Source organism: Candidatus Hydrogenedentota bacterium (assembly GCA_019695095.1).
GTDB lineage: Bacteria > Hydrogenedentota > Hydrogenedentia > Hydrogenedentales > SLHB01 > JAIBAQ01.
Genome location: JAIBAQ010000102.1, coordinates 1 through 21,069, shown reverse-complemented (window position 1 = coordinate 21,069; position 21,069 = coordinate 1). Strand labels below are relative to the sequence as shown.

The window sequence follows — 21,069 nt, the reverse complement described above, 5'->3', positions numbered from 1 at the left end:
CGCTCTGGACAAGACCCCTCCTCGGTAAATGAAAGAACCGCGGACTACCCATCAGGCAATCCGCGGCGTATAAACTCGAAGTCTTTACTGCCTAGTAGAGCAATTCCGCCCAGCGCTCTCCGGCTTCCAGCTCGCGCTTCCGGCGCTGCCATTTCTCGTCGGAACCCGCCATCTTCGCGAGTGCCTTATCGAGCATTTCGCGGACCTTTTCCTGTCCCGCGACATACACATGCGTGTTCGGGTCCTGAATCATGGCCCACACTTCTTCGGCGTTCTGCTCAAGCGCCTTTTCCATGTCGATGGGCGCATCCAACGCGGGGCGCGGGCTAACCGCCTCGAACGCCTTGAACGTCGCCTCGTCGTAGTAATTCGCGAGGTCGTTCTTCTTGTCGTTCATGTACAGCAGCTCAAGGCCGGACTTCGCGCCGTAGAACAAGCGCACCTTGCCTTCCCAGCCGCCAAGTTCGCCATAGATGTGCTTCACGAATGCGCGGAACGGCGCAATACCCGTCCCCAAGCCTACCATCAGAATATTGGCCTTCTTGTCATCGGGCAGACTGAACACGCCGCCGTACGGACCGGAAAATACCACGGTGTCGCCGGGCTGACGGTCGCACAGGTAGTTCGACGCCACGCCTTGGATGCGCTCGCCGCTAATCGGGTCGAGATAGTTGCAGCGCCGCACGCAAATGGAAACCGTGTTGCCGTCTGCGCTTGCGCCTTCGTTGACGCCCGCAATCGTATACAACCGGAAGTGAACCTGGTTGCCGAACTCGTGCGGACCGGACAACACCAGACCGACATTCTGGCCAATCTGCAGTTTCACGTCTTTCCGCTTGATTTCGAAGACGATGTGGCGAACTTCGTCCGTGTGGCCTTCCGGCGTGATTCGCTCGGTTTCCTTGACGACGGCCTCGAACGTGTGTGATGTGTCAAAATCATTGAGTCGTTGCATGATGTGAGCTCCGTGCGTTTCCACCCCCTTGATTCATGGGAAACGCGGTGTGGACACAGTGTAGGCGGTTCCCACGCTCAAGTCAAACGCAACTGTCTCTGCCAAGACAGCTAACTAGCGCAACAAACGCACTCTTGCGGGCGCTCATCCATGCTCGACACGCAGTGCGCACGGCACCGTATGAACGACGCTGCATGCGTGTTCACCCAGCAATGCCGCGACTTCCTCCGCGTGCGCGCGGCCCGTGCATACCCCGAAGAGGGTCGGGCCGCTGCCGCTCATCGCCGCGACCGCGCAACTCGCATCGCGCAACCGTTGAACCAACGCCTCAAGTTCCGGATGCATTGAGAATGCCACGCGTTCCATCGTGTTCCGCGTCGCGCCCGCCACATCGCCGCTCTCCAACGCCTGAATCGCCTTACGAAACGACGGAGTCCGCCCCGCGAACGGCCGTTCCTTACTGATGTGCAGCAGCGGGCTCGTATAGACGGCGCGCGTGCTCACCGCCAGCGGGGGATGCATCAGCACCAGCCACGTCTCTGGTATTGGGTTCAGCGCCGCCATGCGCTCGCCCCGGCCCGTCGCGGCGACAGTCCCTCCGACGAGGCAATATGGCACATCCGATCCAAGCGCTATGGCCAAGCGCTCCAGGCGCGCGTTCGACAACCCCAGTTCCCACATCAGATTCAGTGCCACGAGCGCGGCAGCCGCGTTCCCAGACCCTCCTGCCAATCCCGCTGCCACGGGGATGCGCTTCGTAAGCACCAGATGCGCGCCGCCTGTGAATCCCGTGTGTTCGCGCAGCAACGCCGCCGCTTTCAGCACAAGGTTGGAAGGACCACACTCCAGCGCCGGATTCGTGCATTCCATCGACAAGTCCGACGCGCGCGGCTCAGCCAACACCGTATCCGTCAGCGACACCGTCTGAAATATCGTCTCGATGTCGTGATACCCGTCGCGACGTTTGCGAACAACGTCGAGATAGAAGTTGATTTTGGCATGCGAATGAACACAAACAGACTTCACGATAACATCCCTTTGCTGAAGACGAATGGACGTATTGCAGACGCGTATGGTCGCCCAAAACAACCCGCCGAATCCACCTCATGCCTCCAACTGCATCCGCATTGCTCCGTGCTCGTCCGTGCCCGTCCATTCCCTTACACCACCACCAATGCATATAATCACTCATCAATCCAAGGAAAACCGCAGGGGGATTCTTCACCATGGACGCACTGGAAGCACTACGAACACGCCGCTCGTTTCGTGTCTACGAAAACAAACCCGTTCCCAACGACCTGCTGGAAACCATCGTTGACTGCGGACGCCTCGCTGCCAGTGCCCGCAACGAACAACCCTGGGAATTCGTCGTCGTGACTGACCCCGCGCTGCGCAAACAAATTGCCGACGCCACCGACTTCGGGAAACACGTTGCCTTGGCGGGCGCATGTATCCTGGTATTCTGCAAGCCGTCGAAGTACTACCTCGAAGACGGCTGTGCCGCCACGCAGAACATGCTGGTCGCTGCTCGCGCCTTGGGATTGGGAACGTGCTGGATTGCCGGCGACAAGAAACCCTACGGTTCAGCCATCTCCAGACTCGTACGCGCGCCAGAAGACTTGACGCTCGTCAGCATAATCGCGGTGGGATACGGCACCGAAGTCCCCAGCCCGGTAAAACGGCCGTTGGGAGAAGTCCTCCACTGGGGACAGTTTTCGTAGCCCGATCTGGGGCTGTGGCGGCTATAAGGTCTCCAATACCCAGTTACGCGCCTTCTACTTGTGCTTCGGCATGATTCGGACGAAGTACAACATGCCCCGGTAGCTGTCCCCCGAACCGACGGGACATAGATACACGAGCGCGTCTCTGCCGCCCGCGAGTGTCGTCGTACTCCATGCTTCTTTGGCGTGTTCGAGAATCCCGAGGAGGACCGCATCGTCCTTGTTGAGACCTTCCCGGTGGTTGTATTCGTACAGGCTCCGCTCTTTCGGATAACCGTATCGCGTGATCCCGTCTTTGGTGACCCACATGACGGAGTACAAATCCGGGTGGCTTTCGTAGAACCCCTGCAGCAGCCGCAACACCTCGACACTCTGGCCTGCAGACAGGAATCGCTGCAGCGTGGAACTTTTTGCCAGGCGCCTGAGGGCATCGCGCGCCTGGATGATCTCCAGGTCAGAAAATTCGCGCTTGGCCGTGTCCGGGTCGCCGCTGATCACCTGCACAAGGTTGACTCGCCACTCCGTTCCGTGGAGGCCAACAGTTGTCCAATGGGTCTGCTTCGTGACGTTCTTCTCCAGGCCGGTTCCGCTGAAATCGTAGACACCGGAACCAGTCCGCGACCGTCCCATCTTCTTGGCCAGCCGGCGCAGCCCATAGTACGGCTGATAGACCGGGTCCGTGAATACATTGAGCCCCACTTCCTGCGCATCGGGATCGAAGATGATGGTTCCGTCCGGCTGCATGACCCACACGTCCATGGGGAAACCCTTCATGTGCGGCGCGATGATTGACTTCAAGAGCGCTTCCGGCCGCAGAAGTATACTCACCGAACCGACCATTTCCCCTTCGCGATCGAACACAGGCCATTCAAGATCGACCGCGTAGATTCCTTCGCGCGATTCAAACGCCTTGCTGAGGACGGCCTTGCGTGTCTTGTGGAGTCTCTTGATTTGCTCCTGGTCGCTGATGTCCGCCCCCTCTACGGAACGGTACTGCTCCGGCTCGACCGCGACGATTGTCCCGCGAATATCGACCGTGCACGTATCCACGGCATAGGAGTGTTTCTCGTAGAGCGCGCGCAGAATCCGGCGCGTTTCGTCGTGATTCAGGCCGTGCAAGGCAATGAGGTTGGCCGCATCTTGCACATCGCTGTCCATGCGGTCGAGGCTGGCCTGAACCTCCTGACTTATGCGCGTCAGCGCGGCAGGCAGCTCTGTCTGTTTGGCGGCGAAACAGGGAACGGCCCCGAGGCAAAGCACAAGAACAAAACGCAACGATGAACTGCCAATAACAGCCCGCATACGCATAAAGCCCCCAAGTAGCTCACGCGATTCCAAACACTATCATGCGATTAGGCCGGCTTACAAGGCCCCCGACGACGCCTCCGCAACTGGCTCCGCCGTCGCATGGTTCTTCTTCAATACCGCTGTAAACGTGCTCCCGACGTCGGGTTCGCTCTGCACGCTGACATCGCCGCCGTACAACGTGACCACCTTCTTTACCGTCGAGAGTCCCAAACCGCTGCCCATAATCTGCCGCGTCTTCTCGTTCTTGATGCGCACAAAGTCCAGGAACAACCGGCTGCAATCGGCCTTCGACATCCCAATACCGGTATCCGACACGCGAATCCGGATCTCTTCAGGGTCCGACTCCACGGTCACGTCAACTTTCCCGTTGTCCCGGTTGTACTTCACCGCGTTCGTGATGAAGTTATTTAATACGATGTCGATTTCCCCGGAGTCCGCCTGGATAACGGCCGGAGCATCCGCGTGCAAATTAACGGCAATTCCCCGCAACTGTGCTTCGGGCAACACGGATTCGATCGCGTTCTTCGCAGCCTCGCACACGTCGACATCCACAATCTCACGTTTCTTCAAACCGGACTCGATACGGGTCAGATCGAGCAGATCCATGATCATTTTGCGCATCCCGCTGATACGCACAAGACACCGCTCCACCATCTTGTCGTAGACGGCAGGATCGTTCCCCGCGGCGCGGGTCATCATAATGTTCAGATAGCCCTCAACGGCATTGATCGGCGCCTTAAGTTCGTGCGCAACCACCGAAATAAACTCGAAGCGCACCCGGCGGCGTTCCTGGGCGAGCTTGCGCGCCTGTCTCGCGAGAAGCAGTTGCTTCGCGGCCTTGCTCAGGGTGTCTTTGAGTTCCGACGGCGTGAACGGCTTGGCCAGAAAATCGTACGCACCCTGCTTCGTGGCACGCACGGCGGTTTCAATGGAGGCGTACGCCGTGATCATGATCACCAGCGTCTCCAAATGCATGGGGGCGATTCGTTCCAGCAGGTCAAGCCCGCTCATGCCCGGCAGTTTCAGGTCTAGCAGAAGGATTTGAGGAGGATTGGCTTCGACCATCCCGAGCGCGCGCTCCGCGCTTTCGGCTTGCTCTACTTCAAACTGGACATTGGTGTCGACATCGGGGATTGGCACAGAGAAACCCCGCAGCGCCCGCTGAACGCCCTGGCGCATGCCCGCTTCGTCGTCACAGACGAGTACTCGAAGCGTATCCACCACGCCTGCTTTCCCTCCGCCAAGTTCACTGCTCCGAAGGTTCGAGACTGCTCCCAACTCCTCACGGACGCTTGACTGAATCTCCCCCAGACTGTTCGTATGCAAAACACACCGCGAAATTCACGGCGCCTCTCGTACTGCTATTCGAAATCTGAATCGAAACAAGATGCCCCCGGCCGCAAGACCGCCGTGCACCCTCTCCAATCCAAAATCCAAAATCTAAAATCCAAAATTCCCCCGCTAGTCTCTCAGAAGCCGTCCAATCTCGCGCTTCAACTGCTCAAAGCGCACCGGCTTCGACAGCATGACATCCGCTTTCACCCAAGACTGTTCCTCGGGCGTGGACGCGTCGAATTCGATGCCCGTCTCACTTATTACGGCGGTGCATAGGATCACGGGTATCGCTGCATCTTTCTTCTTGATGTGATGACACAGCGTGAACCCCGCGTCCGAGTCTTCCATCATGAGGTCCACGATGGCCAGATCCGGATGCTGATGCGCCAGCAAGCGTTCGGCTTCGGCCCGCGACGTGGCCTGCACCACGCGGAACCCTTCGGACTCCAGTTGAACTCGCTGCTGAAGCAGAAAGTCCTCGTCGTCGTCCACAAGTAAGATTAAAGGATGTTGCTCGGTCATAGTGTGCTTTCTACCAACGCGGCCCCCGGCCGCGCGCCTGTGTTGCCTGCTTCCGATCTTCTGGGCAAGGTCACCGTAAAGGCAGTACCCGTAGGACCCTCATTCGGATCTTCGTTCGTATCTACGTGGATGTCTCCCCGGTGCATCTTCACGATGCCATAGGTGACGGCAAGCCCCAATCCCGTCCCCTTGCCGATCTCTTTGGTGGTAAAGAACGGCTCGAATATTTTAGCTAAATTGGCCTTCGAAATCCCAACTCCCGTGTCTCCTATGCGTACAGATACCGAGTCAATGAGCCCAGTGACACAGACCGAAAGGCGTCCGCCTCGGGGCATCGCCGCATAGGCATTGGTGATCAAGTTCGTCCACACCTGCATCATTTGATCCCGGTCGATCTCCGCTACTGCAGGCGATCCTTCCCTCGAAATCTCTGTTGTCACGCCCTCCGGCGGCGGCATCACCGCCAGGCATTTCCCCACATGCTCGGCCACGTCCGTCGGCTGGAGTTGCACTTCATTTTGCCGCGCGAAATGCAGCAGGCCCGCGACGATCTTCTTGCACCGATCCGCTTGCTCGACGATGAGGCTCAGGTCTCCCATCAAATCGGAGTCGCTCGTGCGCTCTTCGCGCAGAATGTGCGCGTACATCAACACGACCCCGAGAGGATTGTTGATTTCGTGCGCAATACCCGCCGCCAATTGCCCCATCGTCGCCAGCTTCTCCGACTGCCGCAGCGCCGCCTGCGTCTTCGCCAGTTGCTCATGGGAGACGGCAAGGTCCTTCACCGTCGTCCGCAATTGCTCGATGGCGTACGGCAGGCACATCTCGCTTTCGGCAAGACCCGTGAAAATGGCCGCCGCGTGCTCCCGGCACGTCGGATATCCGCACGCGCCGCAGTTAAGTTCGTCCGCCGCGACACGCTTGCCCATGCGTCCGAGAATCCGGCGCATTTCTTCTTCCGACGGCGCCGGAATGCGCCGGTCATGGGAAGAGAACGTCCGCGACAAATCGAGCGTTTCGTACGTCCGCATGTTCTCGTACCAATCGCCGAGACCCATGTGTTCCACGCGCTCCCGCGCGTAGTCGCTCACCAATCCGCGGCGCCGGAACATGGCGGAGTCGCCGCTCATACCGGGACCCATGATGCATCCCTTGCATGCGAGCACCTCCAACAACCGTACCTGCATATCGCCGGATTGAAACTCCTTCACGGCGTCGACGAATTCGTTCCCCCCGTCTGCGGCGACAACGTCCGTATCGAGAAGATTCTCCGGCAAGTCGGCCGCCTGCAGCAATCCACGGTGAAGCGGGAACAACGCCCCCGCGCGCGGGCGCGGCGGATCGAACTCGCCCGGTTTTACGGTCGCGGGAAAGACGGACTGATCCCGCAGCATATGGCGCAGCTCGACAAACGTGAGGGCCGCATCTACGTCATCGTCAACGTCGCCGCTGACGCACTCCCCCTTCTTGGCGATACACGGGCCTATGAACACCGTCCGCACATCATTCCCGTAACGCTGACGCACGACCTTTGCCGCCGCGACCATTGGCGACACAATAGGCGCGAGGCATTCCACGAGATCGGGCGCGTAGCGCTCTATGTAGGCAACGATGGCCGGGCACGTCGTCCCGATGTACCGCTTTCCGCCATCGCTCTGAAGCAGCCTGCGGTACCGATCCGCGACGAGGTCCGCGCCAAATGCCACTTCGCAAACTTTGGAGAACCCGAGGGCGCGCAGCATACCCACGACCTGCTCGTGACTGCATTCCGCGAACTCTGCTGGAAAGCTCGGCGCCACAAGCGCGGCAACCGGGACTCCCGAATCAAGCAATGCCGCCACTTTTTCGATCGAACTGTAAACCTGCTTGGCCTTCTGACTGCACACGCGAACGCAATTGCCGCACCCAATACAACGATCCGAGAGCACCATGGCCTGGCCTTCCATAATCCGGATGGCCTTGGCCGGGCACTCTCGGACACACGTAAAACAAACGCGGCAATGTTCCCGGATGGTCGTTACCAACGGAATCCTTGCCGCGTTGTTCATGGCTGGCTCCTCGGCGTTTCCGCCCCCCCTGCGGGCTACGTCGTCACTTCGCGCTCACAATAATGCGTATGCAACAGGTGATGCGACTTCTCGCTCAATGGCGCTCCCAGGAAATCTTCGTAAAGGCGCTGTACCGCCGCGTTGCTGTGGGCGGTCCGCACCGGCTCGTCGCGGTCGAGCGTATACAATGCCTGCATACGCGCCTTGATCGCTTCCTTGTCCGTCGTGAACGGCTGTCCGCCGCCATTGATGCACCCGCCGGGGCACGTCATCACTTCAATGAAGTGAAGGTCGTTGCGGCCCGCGCGCAGCTCTTCCAACAGCGCTTTCGCATTTGCGAGACCGCTTACGACGGCCACGCCCAAATCCAGGCCGCCGATCGGAATGCGCGCTTCTTTCACGCCCTTCAAGCCGCGCACTGCTTCGATCTTGAGGTTCTCGAGTTCCTTACCCGTAATCAGGAAGTACGCGCTCCGTAATGCCGCTTCCATCACGCCGCCCGTCGCGCCAAATAGTTTGCCTGCCGTGCTGCGCTCGCCAAAGGGCAGATCCGGCGTTTCCGGCTTCAGCGAGTTGAAATCGATGTGCTGCATGCGAATGACCCGCGCGAGTTCGCGCGTGGTCAGCACGGCATCGATATCCGGCACGCCTTCCTGCATCATTTCGTTTCGCCCGGATTCGAACTTTTTCGCCGTGCACGGCATGATTGCCACGCTGAAGATGTTCTCGGGGTCGAGCTTCTCTTTTTGCGCGTAGTAGCTCTTGATCACCGCGCCCAGCATCTGCTGCGGACTCTTGCACGTCGACAGGTTCGGCATAAACTCAGGGTAGAACTGCTCGACAAACTTCACCCACCCCGGCGAACAACTCGTCATGAGCGGCAACACGCCGCCGTTCTTAATGCGGTGCACCAGTTCCGAACCTTCTTCCATCACCGTCAGGTCGGCGGAGAATGACGTGTCGAACACGCGCGAGAAACCCAACTGCCGGAACGCGGCGGTCATCAGTCCATTTACGTCCGTACCCGGCTTGAGACCGAATTCTTCGCCCAATGCCACCGACACGCTCGGCGCATGTTGCACGACCACCGTCAACTCGGGATCGTTCAGCGCCGCAGTCACTTCCTTGACGCTGCTCTGCTCGCGTAACGCCCCCGTCGGACAATTCACGATGCACTGACCGCAGAAGACGCAACTCGCGATGTTCAGACTCTCGCCAAACGCCGTGCTGATGCACGCCTGGCTTCCGCGGCCCGCAAAATCGATTGCGCCCACGCCCTGAATCTCTTCGCATACCCGCACGCACTTGCCGCAGAGAATGCATTTATCCGGGTCGCGGACCAGCGACGGACTCGACACATCTTCTTTGTACTCGCGGCGGGCGCCCGAATACCGGCGCGTGCGCACACCCAACTCCGAGGCCAACCGCTGCAATTCGCACGTGTTGTTGCGAACGCAGTACAGGCAGTCATCCGGGTGGTTAGCGAGCAATAGTTCGATGATCGTCTTGCGGGCGCGCAGCGCGCGCGGCGAGTGCGTGCGCACCACCATGCCCTGTTGCACGGGCAGCGCGCAGCTCGGAGCAAGATTCGGCATACCGCTCACTTCCACGACGCACATCCGGCACGCCCCGGTCGGAAACAGCCCATCCATATGGCACAAGGTGGGCACCTGAATGCCCGCCCGCTGCAAGGACTTCAACAGGGTTTCGCCTTCTTTGGCTTCCACCTGGCGTCCATTCACTTCGATTGTCAACATACTAAGCAACCTCTCTCGGCGCGTGCGCCGTAGCGTTTCTCGTTTCTGTCGTACTTCCGATTCGCAGACACACCGCGCCTACTCTCGGATCAGTCCGCGGCCGTCGTGCCAATCCCGGAACGCTCCCTTCGAGAACACGCCCACGACGGCGTCGCTCTCGTCGCGCGCGGCCGGGGCCGCCGCGGCTACCGGAACCAGTTCCGCCAGATGCACGGCGCCGTGGTTGCACGCGTCGAAGCAACCGGAACAACCGATGCACTTCTCTTCAAGGATGTAGTGAATCCGCTGCGGAGCGCCCACGATGGCATCCGTCGGACACTTGGGTTTGCAGTTGCCGCACCCCGTGCAGGCTTCGGCGTCGATTACGAAAGTGCGCAGTTCGGAGCACGCTCCCGCGGGGCAGCGACGCTCGAAGATGTGCGCTTCGTATTCGTCGCGGAACCACCGCAACGTGCTCAGCACGGGATTCGGAGCCGTCTGTCCAAGGCCGCACAAGCTGGTATCGCGGATGACTTGGGCGAGCCGATTGAGGTACATCACGCCCTGGAATCGCTCCAGCGCTTCGACGCCTTGCTCGGCTCTCCGTCCGCGGGTGATGCGCTGCAGGACTTCCAGCATACGCAGCGTCCCTTCGCGGCATGGGATGCACTTGCCGCAGCTCTCGCGCTGAATGAATTCCATGAAGAACTTGGCTACGTCCACCATGCAGGTGTCTTCGTCCATGACCACCAAACCGCCGGACCCCATCATGGCGCCGACGGTCTTCAGCGATTCATAGTCGACATTGATGTCGAGGTGTTGCGTGGGAATGCACCCGCCGGATGGGCCGCCAATTTGTACGGCCTTGTATTTCTTGCCCTTCGGGATGCCGCCGCCGCATTCGAACACCACCGTGCGAATGGTGGTGCCCATCGCCACTTCCACCAATCCCGTGCGCGAGACTTTACCCGAGAGCGCGAACACCTTGGTGCCCTTGCTGCCTTCGGTTCCAACTGCCGCAAAGGCTTCGGCGCCGCGAGCCAGAATCCCCGGGATGTTGGCCATAGTCTCGACGTTGTTGATGACCGTTGGCTTGTCGAACAGTCCGCGAACGGCCGGGAAAGGCGGACGCGGACGCGGCATGCCGCGCTTACCTTCGACGCTATTAATCAACGCGGTTTCTTCACCGCACACAAAGGCACCCGCGCCCTTCTTGATGATGATGTGCAGATCGAATCCGCTGTCCAGAATGTTGTCGCCCAGAAGGCCATAGGCTTCCGCCTGCGCGATGGCGTGCTTGAGGCGCGCGATCGCCAGCGGATACTCCGCGCGGATGTACACGTACGCCTTGCTAGCTCCAATGGCATACGCCGCGATGGCCATGCCTTCGAGCATCCGGTGCGGGTCGCCTTCGATAACGGCACGGTCCATGAACGCGCCGGGGTCGCCTTCGTCCGCGTTGCAGATCAAGTACTTCTGTTCGCTCTCCGCGGCCAGCGCAAACTTCCATTTCCGGCCCGTCGGGAAGCCACCGCCCCCACGTCCCCGCAGACCGCTTTTTTCGACGGCGTCGCAGACGTCCTGACGAGTCTTTGTGCGCAACGTGGTTGCCAGCGCGCCGTATCCGCCGCGCGCAATGTATTCGTCAATGGACGACGGATCGATTATGCCGCAGTTCACGAGCACCCAGCGCGTCTGGGGTGCGAAGAAGGGATGCTGATCGAGGTAGTTGACGTTATCCCAGGAAGTCAGCCCGTCGGAACGGAATTGGCCGAGGATCATGCCCGGCTCGGGAAGGTCCCCTCTGAAGACCTTGTCGAGCAGGTCATCGACTTTATCGGCCGTGACTCCCTGAAACGAGACGCGTGTCATGCCGGGCAGTTGGACATCGACGAGCGGCTCGGCCGAGCACAAACCGATGCAGCCAACTTCCACGACGTCGGCTTCCATGTCGCGGCGCGCCAGGTATGTGCGGACCGCCGTGAGCGTCTTGCCTGCGCCTGCGCCCAACCCGCAGGTGCCTGCGCCGACATAGATGATTCTCTTGGTGAGCTTGTCGCGGCGTAAACGCGTAGTGATATCTCGACGGGCCTTTGCTGCCGCCTTGTCTTCGTGGCACACGGGGCCTTTCGTCAAGCACGTCACCAAGTCGGGACACGGACGTTCCACCCCATGCCAGCAATGACTGCAAATCTGTTCGCGAATTTCTTCGTACATCTTACTGCACCCCTTCCCGGAAATCCTCGAGGATCTGCCGCAACTGCGCTGTCGTCATCGTGGCAAAGAACTCGCCGTTGACGCAGATCACAGGGGCAAGGCCGCAAGCGCCGATGCATGCCACGACTTCAAGACTGAACTGACCATCTTTCGTGGTTTGGCCCGGCTCGATCTTCAACTCATGACGCACGGCGTCCAGGATGCTCAAGGATCCCTTCACGTGGCACGCTGTTCCGCGGCACACCTGAATGTGGTTCTTTCCAAGAGCTTGAAAGCGGAACTGGTTGTAGAACGTGGCCACCCCGTAAATCTTGCTCGCGGGCAGCCCCAGGTACTGGCCAATACGTCCGATCGACTCGCGGGAGAGGAACCCCTCCCGATCCTGCACGTCCTGTAGGATCGGGATGAGTGCCTCACGCCCCGCGTTCGGGTAATCCGCCAGAATGTCGTCTATCGCATCTCGAGGTCGTTCCAAGGCAGTAGCGGTCATCGTACACCCTCTTTCATGGTCGCCCGCCGTCTCGCGTGATACGCCACGCGCTCCAATGCGGTGGTCAAATCGATGTCTTCCACATATACATGGTCGGGCACCCACAACCGCACCGGAGCGAAGTTGAGTATGCCCGTTACGCCCAATTCACATAAGCGCGCCGCCGTTTCCTGCGCCGCTTCCGCTGGCACCGCGAGGATCGCCATATGTATGTCGCGGTCCTCCAGCACCTCACGAATCGAATCCACTGGATAGCACCGGCATCCGTTGATCACCCGGCCTGCCTTTTGCGGGTCCGAGTCAAAGGCCGCCACCACCGAATACTTCGACGACCGCCCTCCTAGATAGGCGAGCAACGCCCGTCCTAGGTTACCCAGTCCCACCAGCGCCACCGGCTGTACGTCCGCGTCATTCAGGAACGCGCTGATACTCTCGAGCAACTCTTCCACGTGATATCCGCGCGCTGGACTCCCCACATACCCCAGAGCCATAATGTCACGGCGTACCTGCGCTGGCGTCACTCCCGCCAACGTCGCCAATTGGTGCGAGTACAAATACCGCACGCCATCCGCGCAAAAACTGTGTAGCAAACGCCGATAGAGGCTAATTCGCCCGATGGTTTTGTCCGATGTGGTCGTTTGCATGGAGCCCCCTTACACAGATTCTGTGAACGATATCACGCTGTGAATTCATTCACAGGTACTTTAGCACACTTTCATTGTCCAAATCAAGCCAATCGTGAAGAAAATCACGACTATATGATAATAATGATAATATTTGAATTAAGTCAATCAACTACTTGCCGCCGGTTGCCGGTACTCCACCCCTTCAGCCGCGCCCGATAATTACTGCCGAGATAACCGCTTCCGTTCATGGCAAAATCTCGCCACTCTCGTACCGAAGTTCCCGACTGTCCTGATGGGATTGCCCTAGACTGCGCGATTGCATATCACACAGGGTTATGTCACACTATCCTCTACTGGGGTGATGTAAGAGCCCTGGGCCATCGTCAAGTTGCCGTTTGTCGGTCGAGTGGTGCGCGCGCGTGGAGTAACGCAACTCTTCGCGGTATGCGACAAATCGGTTCTCAAGCCCGTTATATGAATCCGAATAGTTCCTCTCCGCATTGCAGTCGTCAAGTAATCTGAATCAATCATTGCTGTCCTTCACCACAGTCGACAAGCTTGGAGCTCAGTATCGTTTTCAAAGCGATCAACCGTTGCTCTGAAAGCGCGATTCAGGAGCGATAGGCGCAAAGCTATAGACTTCGAGGCAGTTCTCCGTTGCGATGCCTTAGACGAAGTGGTCAATTGTTCATCACAGCAAGGTAGAAGGGGAGGATCTCGCAATGTCATTTCCATTTCATGGCAAGGAGTTCGTCTTTGTTCAGCCGGATGGCACCGAACTTAAAGTTCGGGGATGGGGCGACCAGTACAACGCGCGGTTCGAGACGTTGGATGGACATCCCGTCGTTCTGAATTCGGAGACAGGTTTTTACGAGTACGCGGAGATTGACAAGACCGGGGAAGAAGTTGCCCCGATGGGTGTACGTGCGGGAGGGGCCGTGCCGAAGCGACTCCGGTCAGGCGCACGAAAGCCGACTCGCAGCGCAAAGAACAGGACGCGATCGCAGATTATTTCGGATCTGCCGCGCGGCACGACGCGGTGGGAAGAGCGCAGACAGCAGAAAAGGACGACGCTTCGCCGCGCGATGATCACGAGCGAAGTCGCCGCTGCGCCTCCACCCCAAGGAACGATCGGAACGTACGTGGGTCTGTGTTTGCTGGTTCAGTTTCCGGACGTCCACGGGACTATCACTCAGCAAGAAGTCGAGGAGTTCTGCAATAAGCCAGGTTACAACGGATTCGGTAACAACGGCTCGGTGTACGACTACTTCTTCGAAAACTCGCTGGGCAAAATGAAGTACACGAACGTCGTTGCGCCGTACTATACGGCCAAGAACAAACGCTCGTACTACACGGACGAGAAGGTCACACAACCTCGTCGGACTCTGGAGCTTATAAAAGAGGCTCTGGACGATCTTACCGCCAAGGGATTCGATTTCAGCGCACTTTCGACGGACGATCAAGGGTACGTGTATGCCTTGAATGTCTTCTACGCGGGACCCTGTGTGAACAGGTGGGCCAAGGGATTGTGGCCGCACTCATCGAGCCTGGACAGTCCGTACACGCTGACGCAAGACGCGAAAGCCTACGACTATCAGATTACAAACATGGGCGATCAGTTGACGCTGGGGACATTCTGTCATGAAAACGGGCACATGGTCTGCGATTTCCCCGACCTCTACGACTATGACTCCGATTCGGAAGGAATCGGCGTTTACTGTCTCATGTGTGCCGGGGGCGCGGTTCAAGGCGCCGATACCAATCCCACGCAGATCTGCGCCTATCTGAAGAATGCCGCGGGGTGGGGCACCACGCGAACTATCGCAAGTGGGCAGACCTTCAAGGCCAGAGCAGGCAAGAACGAGTTCTTCATCCACAAGAAAGACAACAACGAGTACTTCATTATTGAGAATCGGTTTCAAGAAGGTCGCGACAGTCTCCTAACGGATTCGGGGTTGGCCGTCTGGCACGTGGACCACTTGGGAAGCAACGACAACCAACAGGGCACTCCCGCCCGCCATTACGAGTGTGCGCTGATGCAGGCCGATGGGAAAAAGAACCTGGAGAAATCGCAGAACGTTGGGGACAGCAAGGACTTGTTCCGCCAAGGGAACGGCACCAAATTCGGCGCGAAGACCAAGCCGAATAGCAAGTGGTGGAACAAGAAAGCTTCGGGTCTCGAGATAAGCGCCATCGGAGCGGCAGGAAAGGAAATCACGTTTACTGCAAAGTAGTGTGGCGTGTGCGGGGTCGGCGAATGGTCACCGGCTGCCATGCCGACTCCGCTCTACCTCACACCCTTTCTGGCTACGCGCAGGGAGACGTCTTGCACGTCATGCGTAAATCCGCGCTTTGTAGAGGCTAAGCAAAGACTCTAGCGCCCTTTTCGGGCATGTTTGGACTCGTCGCCCGGACCCAACTATACTTCGAGTAGACACAGGGACAGGAATCCCGTCGCAACAGAGCATCGCGGAATTAAACACACCCAAATGACCCGCACAAAACGTATTCGTCTGATTCGCCTGATTGTAGGAGCGGCAGCTTTTATCATCGGCCTCACGGTAGTGCTATTCAGCCCCGAAGCGCCGCCGCCTCGCCCACTAAGCACGGCGTTCTACGTGTGGCAATTGGCGTGGAATGACTCCGTGAAGGAGGCCGTAGACCAGGCGACACCGTTTGCGCATGAGTTTATGGTGCTGATCGGCGAGGTCAGCGCAAAGAACCAAGCCCCCACTTACCATGCCGCGTTGCCCGACTGGTCTTCCCTCGCGAAAGGTCAGGTGCCGACGACCCTCGTACTGCGTGCCAACGTCACGTTGGGCGACGTGCTCACCGACGAGTCCGTCGATCGCACCAGCGCATATCTGGCGGGCGTGTTCAAGGAATCGGTTGAGGCCGCGAAGAAGGGCGGGGTTCGCGTCACCGGCGTGCAACTCGACTACGATAGTCCCACGTCGAAACTGCCGGAGTACCGACAACTGCTGGAACGCCTGCGCGCAGAATTGCCCCAACTCGAGATGTCAATCACCGTCTTGCCGACCTGGCTCAAAAGCTGGCAATTCTCCAAACTCGTGCGCGACCTCTCCTATTATGTCCTTCAAGTGCATTCACTTGAAAAACCAACCACAATCGACGCCCCGATTGTGATCTGCAACACTTCCAAGATTAGCGGTTACCTGCGCCGGGCTTCTCTTGAAGGCACACCCTTCTACATCGCGCTGCCCACATACGGCTACCGCGTCGCCTTCGGTCCCGACGGCAAATTCGCCGCCTTATCCGCGGAAGGCCCCACACCGGCGTGGAATCCCGGCTACCAAGTGAAGACCATCATGACTGACCCGAACGACATCGCGGATGTTGTGCACGCGTTGCGCGAGGCCCCGCCCCGTGAATGTCTAGGAATTGCCTGGTTCCGCATGCCGGTCGAGTCCGACGAGCTCAATTGGACCTGGGAAACGCTGGAGGCCGTTATGTCCGGCGACGAACCCCTAGTGGAATTCGCCGTTAATGTGAAGACTCCGCAACCCGGTCTCTACGAAGTCTGGATCTCCAACACCGGCGAAGCCAACGTCCTGGAACAGCTCCGCATCGACGTCGAATGGGAAAGCGCCGAACTCGCCGCCCACGATTCCATGCGCGGTTTCAAAGCTACCAAAGACAGCCGCTCCCCCAAAATGGTCCTAACCGGCCCTGCCCCCAAAACCGGCGCCCCTATCCAAGCCGCCTGGCTGCGCCTCAACACCGGCGATCCCCCACCCGAAGAACCCATCAAGGTGACTCGGGTCGAGATCATCAAGTAGCTTCCGCGGCTCGTCTCCAACACGCAACCTTTCCAGCACCTCGACGTATTAATTCGTGTGTCGATTCGATAGTATGGAAGACTGTCGCTTAGGGGGGAACCAAATGACGCGCCGGATGTACGTCCATGGATTGCTGATGTTCGCAATCGGAAGCTTGAGTGCGGCCTACGCGTGTTCGCCGTTCTTTCCCCTGACCTTTCTCGGCGACGGTTTCGAATGGCGCATCCTGACATTGCCGGATGCCTCGTTTCGCTGGGAAGCGGGCCGAGTTCTAGAGGTAGACCTCTTCTACAAGAACGGCCACTACCGTTCAGAGCGCCAGTTTGCCGCCCCACTAAGCAAAGGCGACGCCGCCTATTGGAAGTCTACACTCGAAGCGGATGAGACCGACCTCCAGGAGGCCCTTGCCGCCAAATCTCTGCAGGGTACGGTATCCATGTCTCAATACCGCGCCTATCGCACGGCCGTCAAGACGACCCCGAATATGCTGCAAGCGTTCTCCGAAGCCTTCGTGCTCCAGTCCCTTCCCAAGGAGTTCGCACTGTATTGCCAGGGCGCCCGCGCCTATCGCTGGGGCAACCTGGAATCCGCTACGCGCGATTGGCATACCCTGTTGGAACTGCCACCAGACGAACGGCAATACCGCTCCACATGGGCCGCGTACATGATTGCCAAGGCCCGCCTCAAGACCGACCCCGAAGGCGCGATCGAATACTACGCGAAGGTGCGTGAGCTTGCGGACGCCGGATTCCGTGACACATTGGGATTGGCCCAAGATAGCTTCGGCCTTCAAGCTCAAGCGGAACTGCGAGCAGGCATGCACGCCCAGGCGATTCAACATTACGCCCGCCTGCTTCTAACCTCCGATGAGACGAATCGTGAGGTGTGGGGCGAATCGCTGCAATCCGCTTGCTATGCCGCGTGCCACGCGGAACGGATCGACCCCAACGCCACGAAGGATTCTCTGTGCCAGCAACTCGTCGCCGCATATCTAATTTCCAATCCGGACGCGACCTCCATCAGCGCGCGATGGAGTGAAGCATTGCGCGAGGCGGGCGTCCAAAAACCCTACCCCGGGGCAGATCGGTTGGCGTGGGCGGCGTACAATTGCGGGGACATGGAGAACGTCCGGCGTTGGACCGACGCAGCCGATCCGGCGTCACCGTACACAAAATGGGTGCAATCGAAACTGCTACTTCGCGATGGCAAGATCGACAAGGCCATCGCACTTCTCCACACCCTCGTCGACGCCTTCCCCCGGGAAGACCGATGGCCGGCCTCCATTCCCCGCGAGCTGCCCGCCACGCCTGGCAACTCAAGCCCGCGCGGGATCGACGACTACATCCTGAGAAATCCCGCTTCTCCGAGGGATGAAGTCAAAGCCGACTTGGGCGTCTTGCTGGTGGGGCGCGGCGAATACAGCAAGGCATTGGATCTGTTCGCAAAATCGCACTTTTCGGAAGACACCGCCTACATCGCCGAACGTGTGCTGACCATCACCGAACTCCGCGAATACGTGGACTCCCACGCCAATGACCCCGCCCTGCAGGAACCTCTGGAGAATCACTACTATGATGAGATCTCGCGTATCGCGTACCTCAGCGACATACTCGCGCGCCGCATGGTCCGCGCCGGACAATGGAAAGACGCGATGAAGTATCTCGCGAAGGACGGTCAAGAAAGACTCAATCCCATCATGTCGGCGTTGGAAGTCGCTGCCCAAGTGAGTCCCGTGCGCTGGGGCGACACGCAATTGCGCTTTCCCAGTAAAGAAGCCAAGAAACCTTCGAAGGACAGCGGTTCGGATCGAGCCACACACCTGGTTGCCGCGGCGCGTATGTTTCAGAAGGAAGAACACAGCAAACTGCTGCGGACGGAATTGGAGCCTGACTGGGGCTATTACAACGGAGGCTTCGAATTAACGGGACCGACCTATCACCGCGCGTTCAAAGCAGGAATGACACCAACACTTTCCTGGATGGTCGAAGAACCCATGAAGAAGAACCTGGTTCAACTCGAAGACAAGGAGGTCTTCAAGACCCTGCCCGCATCTACAATAAAAGCCCTCGACGCCAGCGACGACGAAGTGCGCCGCGTGTGGAAAAGCGCGCCCACATACAACCTTCGCCGTAGCTACCTGTACCTCCTCGCCGAACTGTATTGGCAGGCCGCGCAGTCGCTTCCAGACAACGACATGGAAACGCTGAAGGTCTTGTACGAAGGCGGCATGCTACTGAAGAATCGCAACCCCAGAGCAGCTGACCGCTTCTACAAAGCCATCGTGCGCCGTTGCCCCGCGCTGCCCTACGCACAAGAAGCCGACAAACGGCACTGGTTCCCCAAATATGCGCCCGGAGAAGAACCGGAGGAACAGCTACAGCTGCCAGCGGTACAATCGCAATAATCGACGACGCAACCGCAGCCCCCCCCCACCATCCCTACAACACAAGCAGCCAATTCTGAGGGTTACACCTTCGGACTGGCCCCCATCTCGAACACCAATTCGCCGCCGTTCGCAATTTCGTCGTGGGTAAAATGGGTGCGGTCCAGCGGAGTCCCATTCAAGGTGACGCGCTGCACGTAGATGTTCTCGGCCGCGAAATTCTCGGCTTTGATGGTGAGCGTACGGTCGCCTATCTTCACCTCGGCCCGCTCGAATAGCGGCGCGCCCAGTTCGTACCGCGTCGAACCCGCAATCGGATAAAACCCAAGCGCGCTGAACACGTACCACGCCGACAAGGTCCCCGCGTCGTTGTTGCCGTCGAGACCGACGTAGTCGTCGCCGTAGCGCGTGTCGAGCAACCAACGCACCCACTTCTGCGTCAGGTCGGGACGTCCCGCCGCGTTGAACAGATACACCGTGAACAACGCAGGCTCGTTACCGTGCCAATAGTAGGAACCGGGATGCCAATACCCTTTCTTCTTGCGCGCCTTCGCAAAGAACGTATCCAACTCGCTCACGAAGTATTCGCGGCTCGAAAACAACGAGACCAGCCCCTCCGCGTCGAACGGCACGGCCCAACGCCATTGCATCGGACTGCCTTCGACGTAATCGTCCGTGTATTTGTTGTCGAAATCCGTGTAGCTCAGCGCCAACGGACGAAACTCCGCGAACCAGTTCCCTTGCGAGTCTTTGGGCTGAAAGAACTGCGTATCCGGATTCCAAAGGTTCTTATAGAAACCCACGTGTGTCTCGAAGGTCTTCGCGTCGTCTTCGTGGCCCAATTCGCGCGCGAGAAGCATGAGCGCGTAGTCGGCGTAACCGTATTCAAGCGTCGCCGACACCGCCTTGTTCATGATATCCGAAGGGCAATACCCGTATTGGCGATACTCTTGCAGCTTGTTACGCCCGCCGAACTCGCATCCCAACGGCACGCCCACCAGCGCCACTTGCCGCATCATCGCGTACGCTGTCTCAATATCGAATTCGCGGATGCCCTTCAGATACGCATCGGTAACGGCGATATCGGCGGGCGTGCCGAACATGCAGTTGGTGTATCCGGTTCCTGACGGCCATCTTGGTAACGCGCCACCGCCCGCCTTGCCCATCTCCACCAGCGACACCATCATGTCGCGTTGTTCCTTGCGCGCAATCAGGTTGTAGAGCGGGTGCACCGTGCGGAACGTGTCCCATAACGAGAAATCGGTGTAGTAGGTGAATCCTTCCGCCTTGTGCGTCGCGAAATCGAACCCGCGATACTCGCCATTCGTGTCGCTGAACGTCGTAGGCATCTGCATGGAACGATACAGCGAAGTATAGAAGACGCGTTGTTGTTCCTCGGTGCCTCCCGTAACGTGTATCGCGGACAACCGCTCGTCCCACGCCTTTTGCGCTTCGGCCGCAATCTCGTCGAAGGAACGACTCCCCGCCTCAGCGTCGAGGTTTGCGCGCGCATTCGCGATGCTCACGTACGAGATGCCTACGCGGACCTCCACCACATTCGAATCGTCGATCGCAAACGAGCAATCGACGCCCACGGAATCACCGGACGCAGAATCTGTGTTGGGACTAATCGATTCTCCAGTCCACGTCGCATACGACGCAAACGGCTTGCTGAACCGAGCGACGAAAAAGGCGTCGAGCCCCTTGTAGCGGCCCGAGAACGATCCGAACTCCCGGCACGATCCTTCAATCTCTTTCGCGTCGGGGAGGATCTTCACGACCCCCCTTTCGGCATGCTTGTCGCCCAACGCGCTCGTGACGTCCAAGCGCAAATGCGGCGTCGTTCCCTTGCTGAACGTATACCGGTGCACGCCAACGCGGGTCGTCGCCGTCATCTCTGCAAGTACGTCCGACAACTGCACCGCATA

Annotated in this window: 15 protein-coding genes; 4 read left to right on the top strand and 11 right to left on the bottom strand. The window is 58.9% G+C overall.

All coding sequences use genetic code 11. The features are described 5' to 3' along the window. Positions 1 to 91 precede the first annotated feature (91 nt). Both K1Y02_16430 and ispE read right to left on the bottom strand, forming a co-directional pair. Positions 92 to 955, bottom strand: coding sequence for a ferredoxin-NADP reductase (locus K1Y02_16430; GenBank protein ID MBX7257951.1), 864 nt, complete (start codon positions 953 to 955; stop codon positions 92 to 94). Positions 956 to 1,099: 144 nt separating this feature from the next. Beyond that, a complete protein-coding gene (gene ispE, locus K1Y02_16425) occupies positions 1,100 to 1,981 on the bottom strand; it encodes a 4-(cytidine 5'-diphospho)-2-C-methyl-D-erythritol kinase (GenBank protein MBX7257950.1) in 882 nt (293 codons plus the stop codon). 200 nt (positions 1,982 to 2,181) lie between these two features. Here ispE and K1Y02_16420 point away from each other — a divergent pair, with 200 nt between their 5' ends. Next, positions 2,182 to 2,676, top strand: a complete 495-nt coding sequence (locus K1Y02_16420) for a nitroreductase family protein (protein ID MBX7257949.1) — start codon at positions 2,182 to 2,184, stop codon at positions 2,674 to 2,676. A 54-nt stretch (positions 2,677 to 2,730) separates the two neighbouring features. Here K1Y02_16420 and K1Y02_16415 read toward each other — a convergent pair whose 3' ends face one another. The 8 genes from K1Y02_16415 to K1Y02_16380 all read right to left on the bottom strand — a co-directional run bounded on the left by K1Y02_16415 (position 2,731) and on the right by K1Y02_16380 (position 12,976). Beyond that, entirely contained in the window at positions 2,731 to 3,978 is a 1,248-nt protein-coding gene (locus K1Y02_16415) for a cache domain-containing protein (protein ID MBX7257948.1), read from the bottom strand. 60 nt (positions 3,979 to 4,038) lie between these two features. Continuing rightward, positions 4,039 to 5,205 carry a response regulator gene (locus K1Y02_16410; GenBank protein ID MBX7257947.1) on the bottom strand — a complete coding sequence of 389 codons (1,167 nt, stop codon included), beginning with the start codon at positions 5,203 to 5,205 and terminating at the stop codon, positions 4,039 to 4,041. Between the two features lie 240 nt (positions 5,206 to 5,445). Beyond that, positions 5,446 to 5,841, bottom strand: a complete 396-nt coding sequence (locus K1Y02_16405; protein MBX7257946.1) for a response regulator — start codon at positions 5,839 to 5,841, stop codon at positions 5,446 to 5,448. Then, a complete protein-coding gene (locus K1Y02_16400) occupies positions 5,838 to 7,871 on the bottom strand; it encodes a 4Fe-4S binding protein (protein MBX7257945.1) in 2,034 nt (677 codons plus the stop codon). The genes K1Y02_16405 and K1Y02_16400 overlap by 4 nt, the downstream gene beginning before the upstream one ends. Positions 7,872 to 7,924: 53 nt before the next feature. Beyond that, positions 7,925 to 9,646, bottom strand: a complete 1,722-nt coding sequence (locus tag K1Y02_16395) for a [FeFe] hydrogenase, group A (protein MBX7257944.1) — start codon at positions 9,644 to 9,646, stop codon at positions 7,925 to 7,927. Between the two features lie 78 nt (positions 9,647 to 9,724). Further along, entirely contained in the window at positions 9,725 to 11,842 is a 2,118-nt protein-coding gene (locus K1Y02_16390) for an NADH-quinone oxidoreductase subunit NuoF (protein ID MBX7257943.1), read from the bottom strand. Between the two features lies 1 nt (position 11,843). After that, on the bottom strand, positions 11,844 to 12,332 hold the full coding sequence (gene nuoE / locus K1Y02_16385) for an NADH-quinone oxidoreductase subunit NuoE (GenBank protein ID MBX7257942.1): 489 nt from the start codon (positions 12,330 to 12,332) through the stop codon (positions 11,844 to 11,846). Next, on the bottom strand, positions 12,329 to 12,976 hold the full coding sequence (locus K1Y02_16380) for a redox-sensing transcriptional repressor Rex (GenBank protein MBX7257941.1): 648 nt from the start codon (positions 12,974 to 12,976) through the stop codon (positions 12,329 to 12,331). Before K1Y02_16380 ends, nuoE begins: the two co-directional genes overlap by 4 nt. 704 nt (positions 12,977 to 13,680) lie before the next feature. Between K1Y02_16380 and K1Y02_16375 the strand changes: the two genes are divergently transcribed. The 3 genes from K1Y02_16375 (at position 13,681) to K1Y02_16365 (ending at position 19,162) form a co-directional block, all read left to right on the top strand. Next, positions 13,681 to 15,192 (top strand): M6 family metalloprotease domain-containing protein, encoded by a 1,512-nt coding sequence (locus K1Y02_16375; protein ID MBX7257940.1) that lies wholly within the window; start codon positions 13,681 to 13,683, stop codon positions 15,190 to 15,192. Between the two features lie 255 nt (positions 15,193 to 15,447). Beyond that, positions 15,448 to 16,758 carry a DUF3142 domain-containing protein gene (locus K1Y02_16370; protein MBX7257939.1) on the top strand — a complete coding sequence of 437 codons (1,311 nt, stop codon included), beginning with the start codon at positions 15,448 to 15,450 and terminating at the stop codon, positions 16,756 to 16,758. A gap of 103 nt (positions 16,759 to 16,861) precedes the next feature. Further along, a complete protein-coding gene (locus K1Y02_16365) occupies positions 16,862 to 19,162 on the top strand; it encodes a hypothetical protein (GenBank protein ID MBX7257938.1) in 2,301 nt (766 codons plus the stop codon). Between the two features lie 62 nt (positions 19,163 to 19,224). Here K1Y02_16365 and K1Y02_16360 read toward each other — a convergent pair. Next, a partial coding sequence (locus K1Y02_16360; protein ID MBX7257937.1) for a GH92 family glycosyl hydrolase occupies positions 19,225 to 21,069 on the bottom strand: 1,845 nt, incomplete at its 5' end.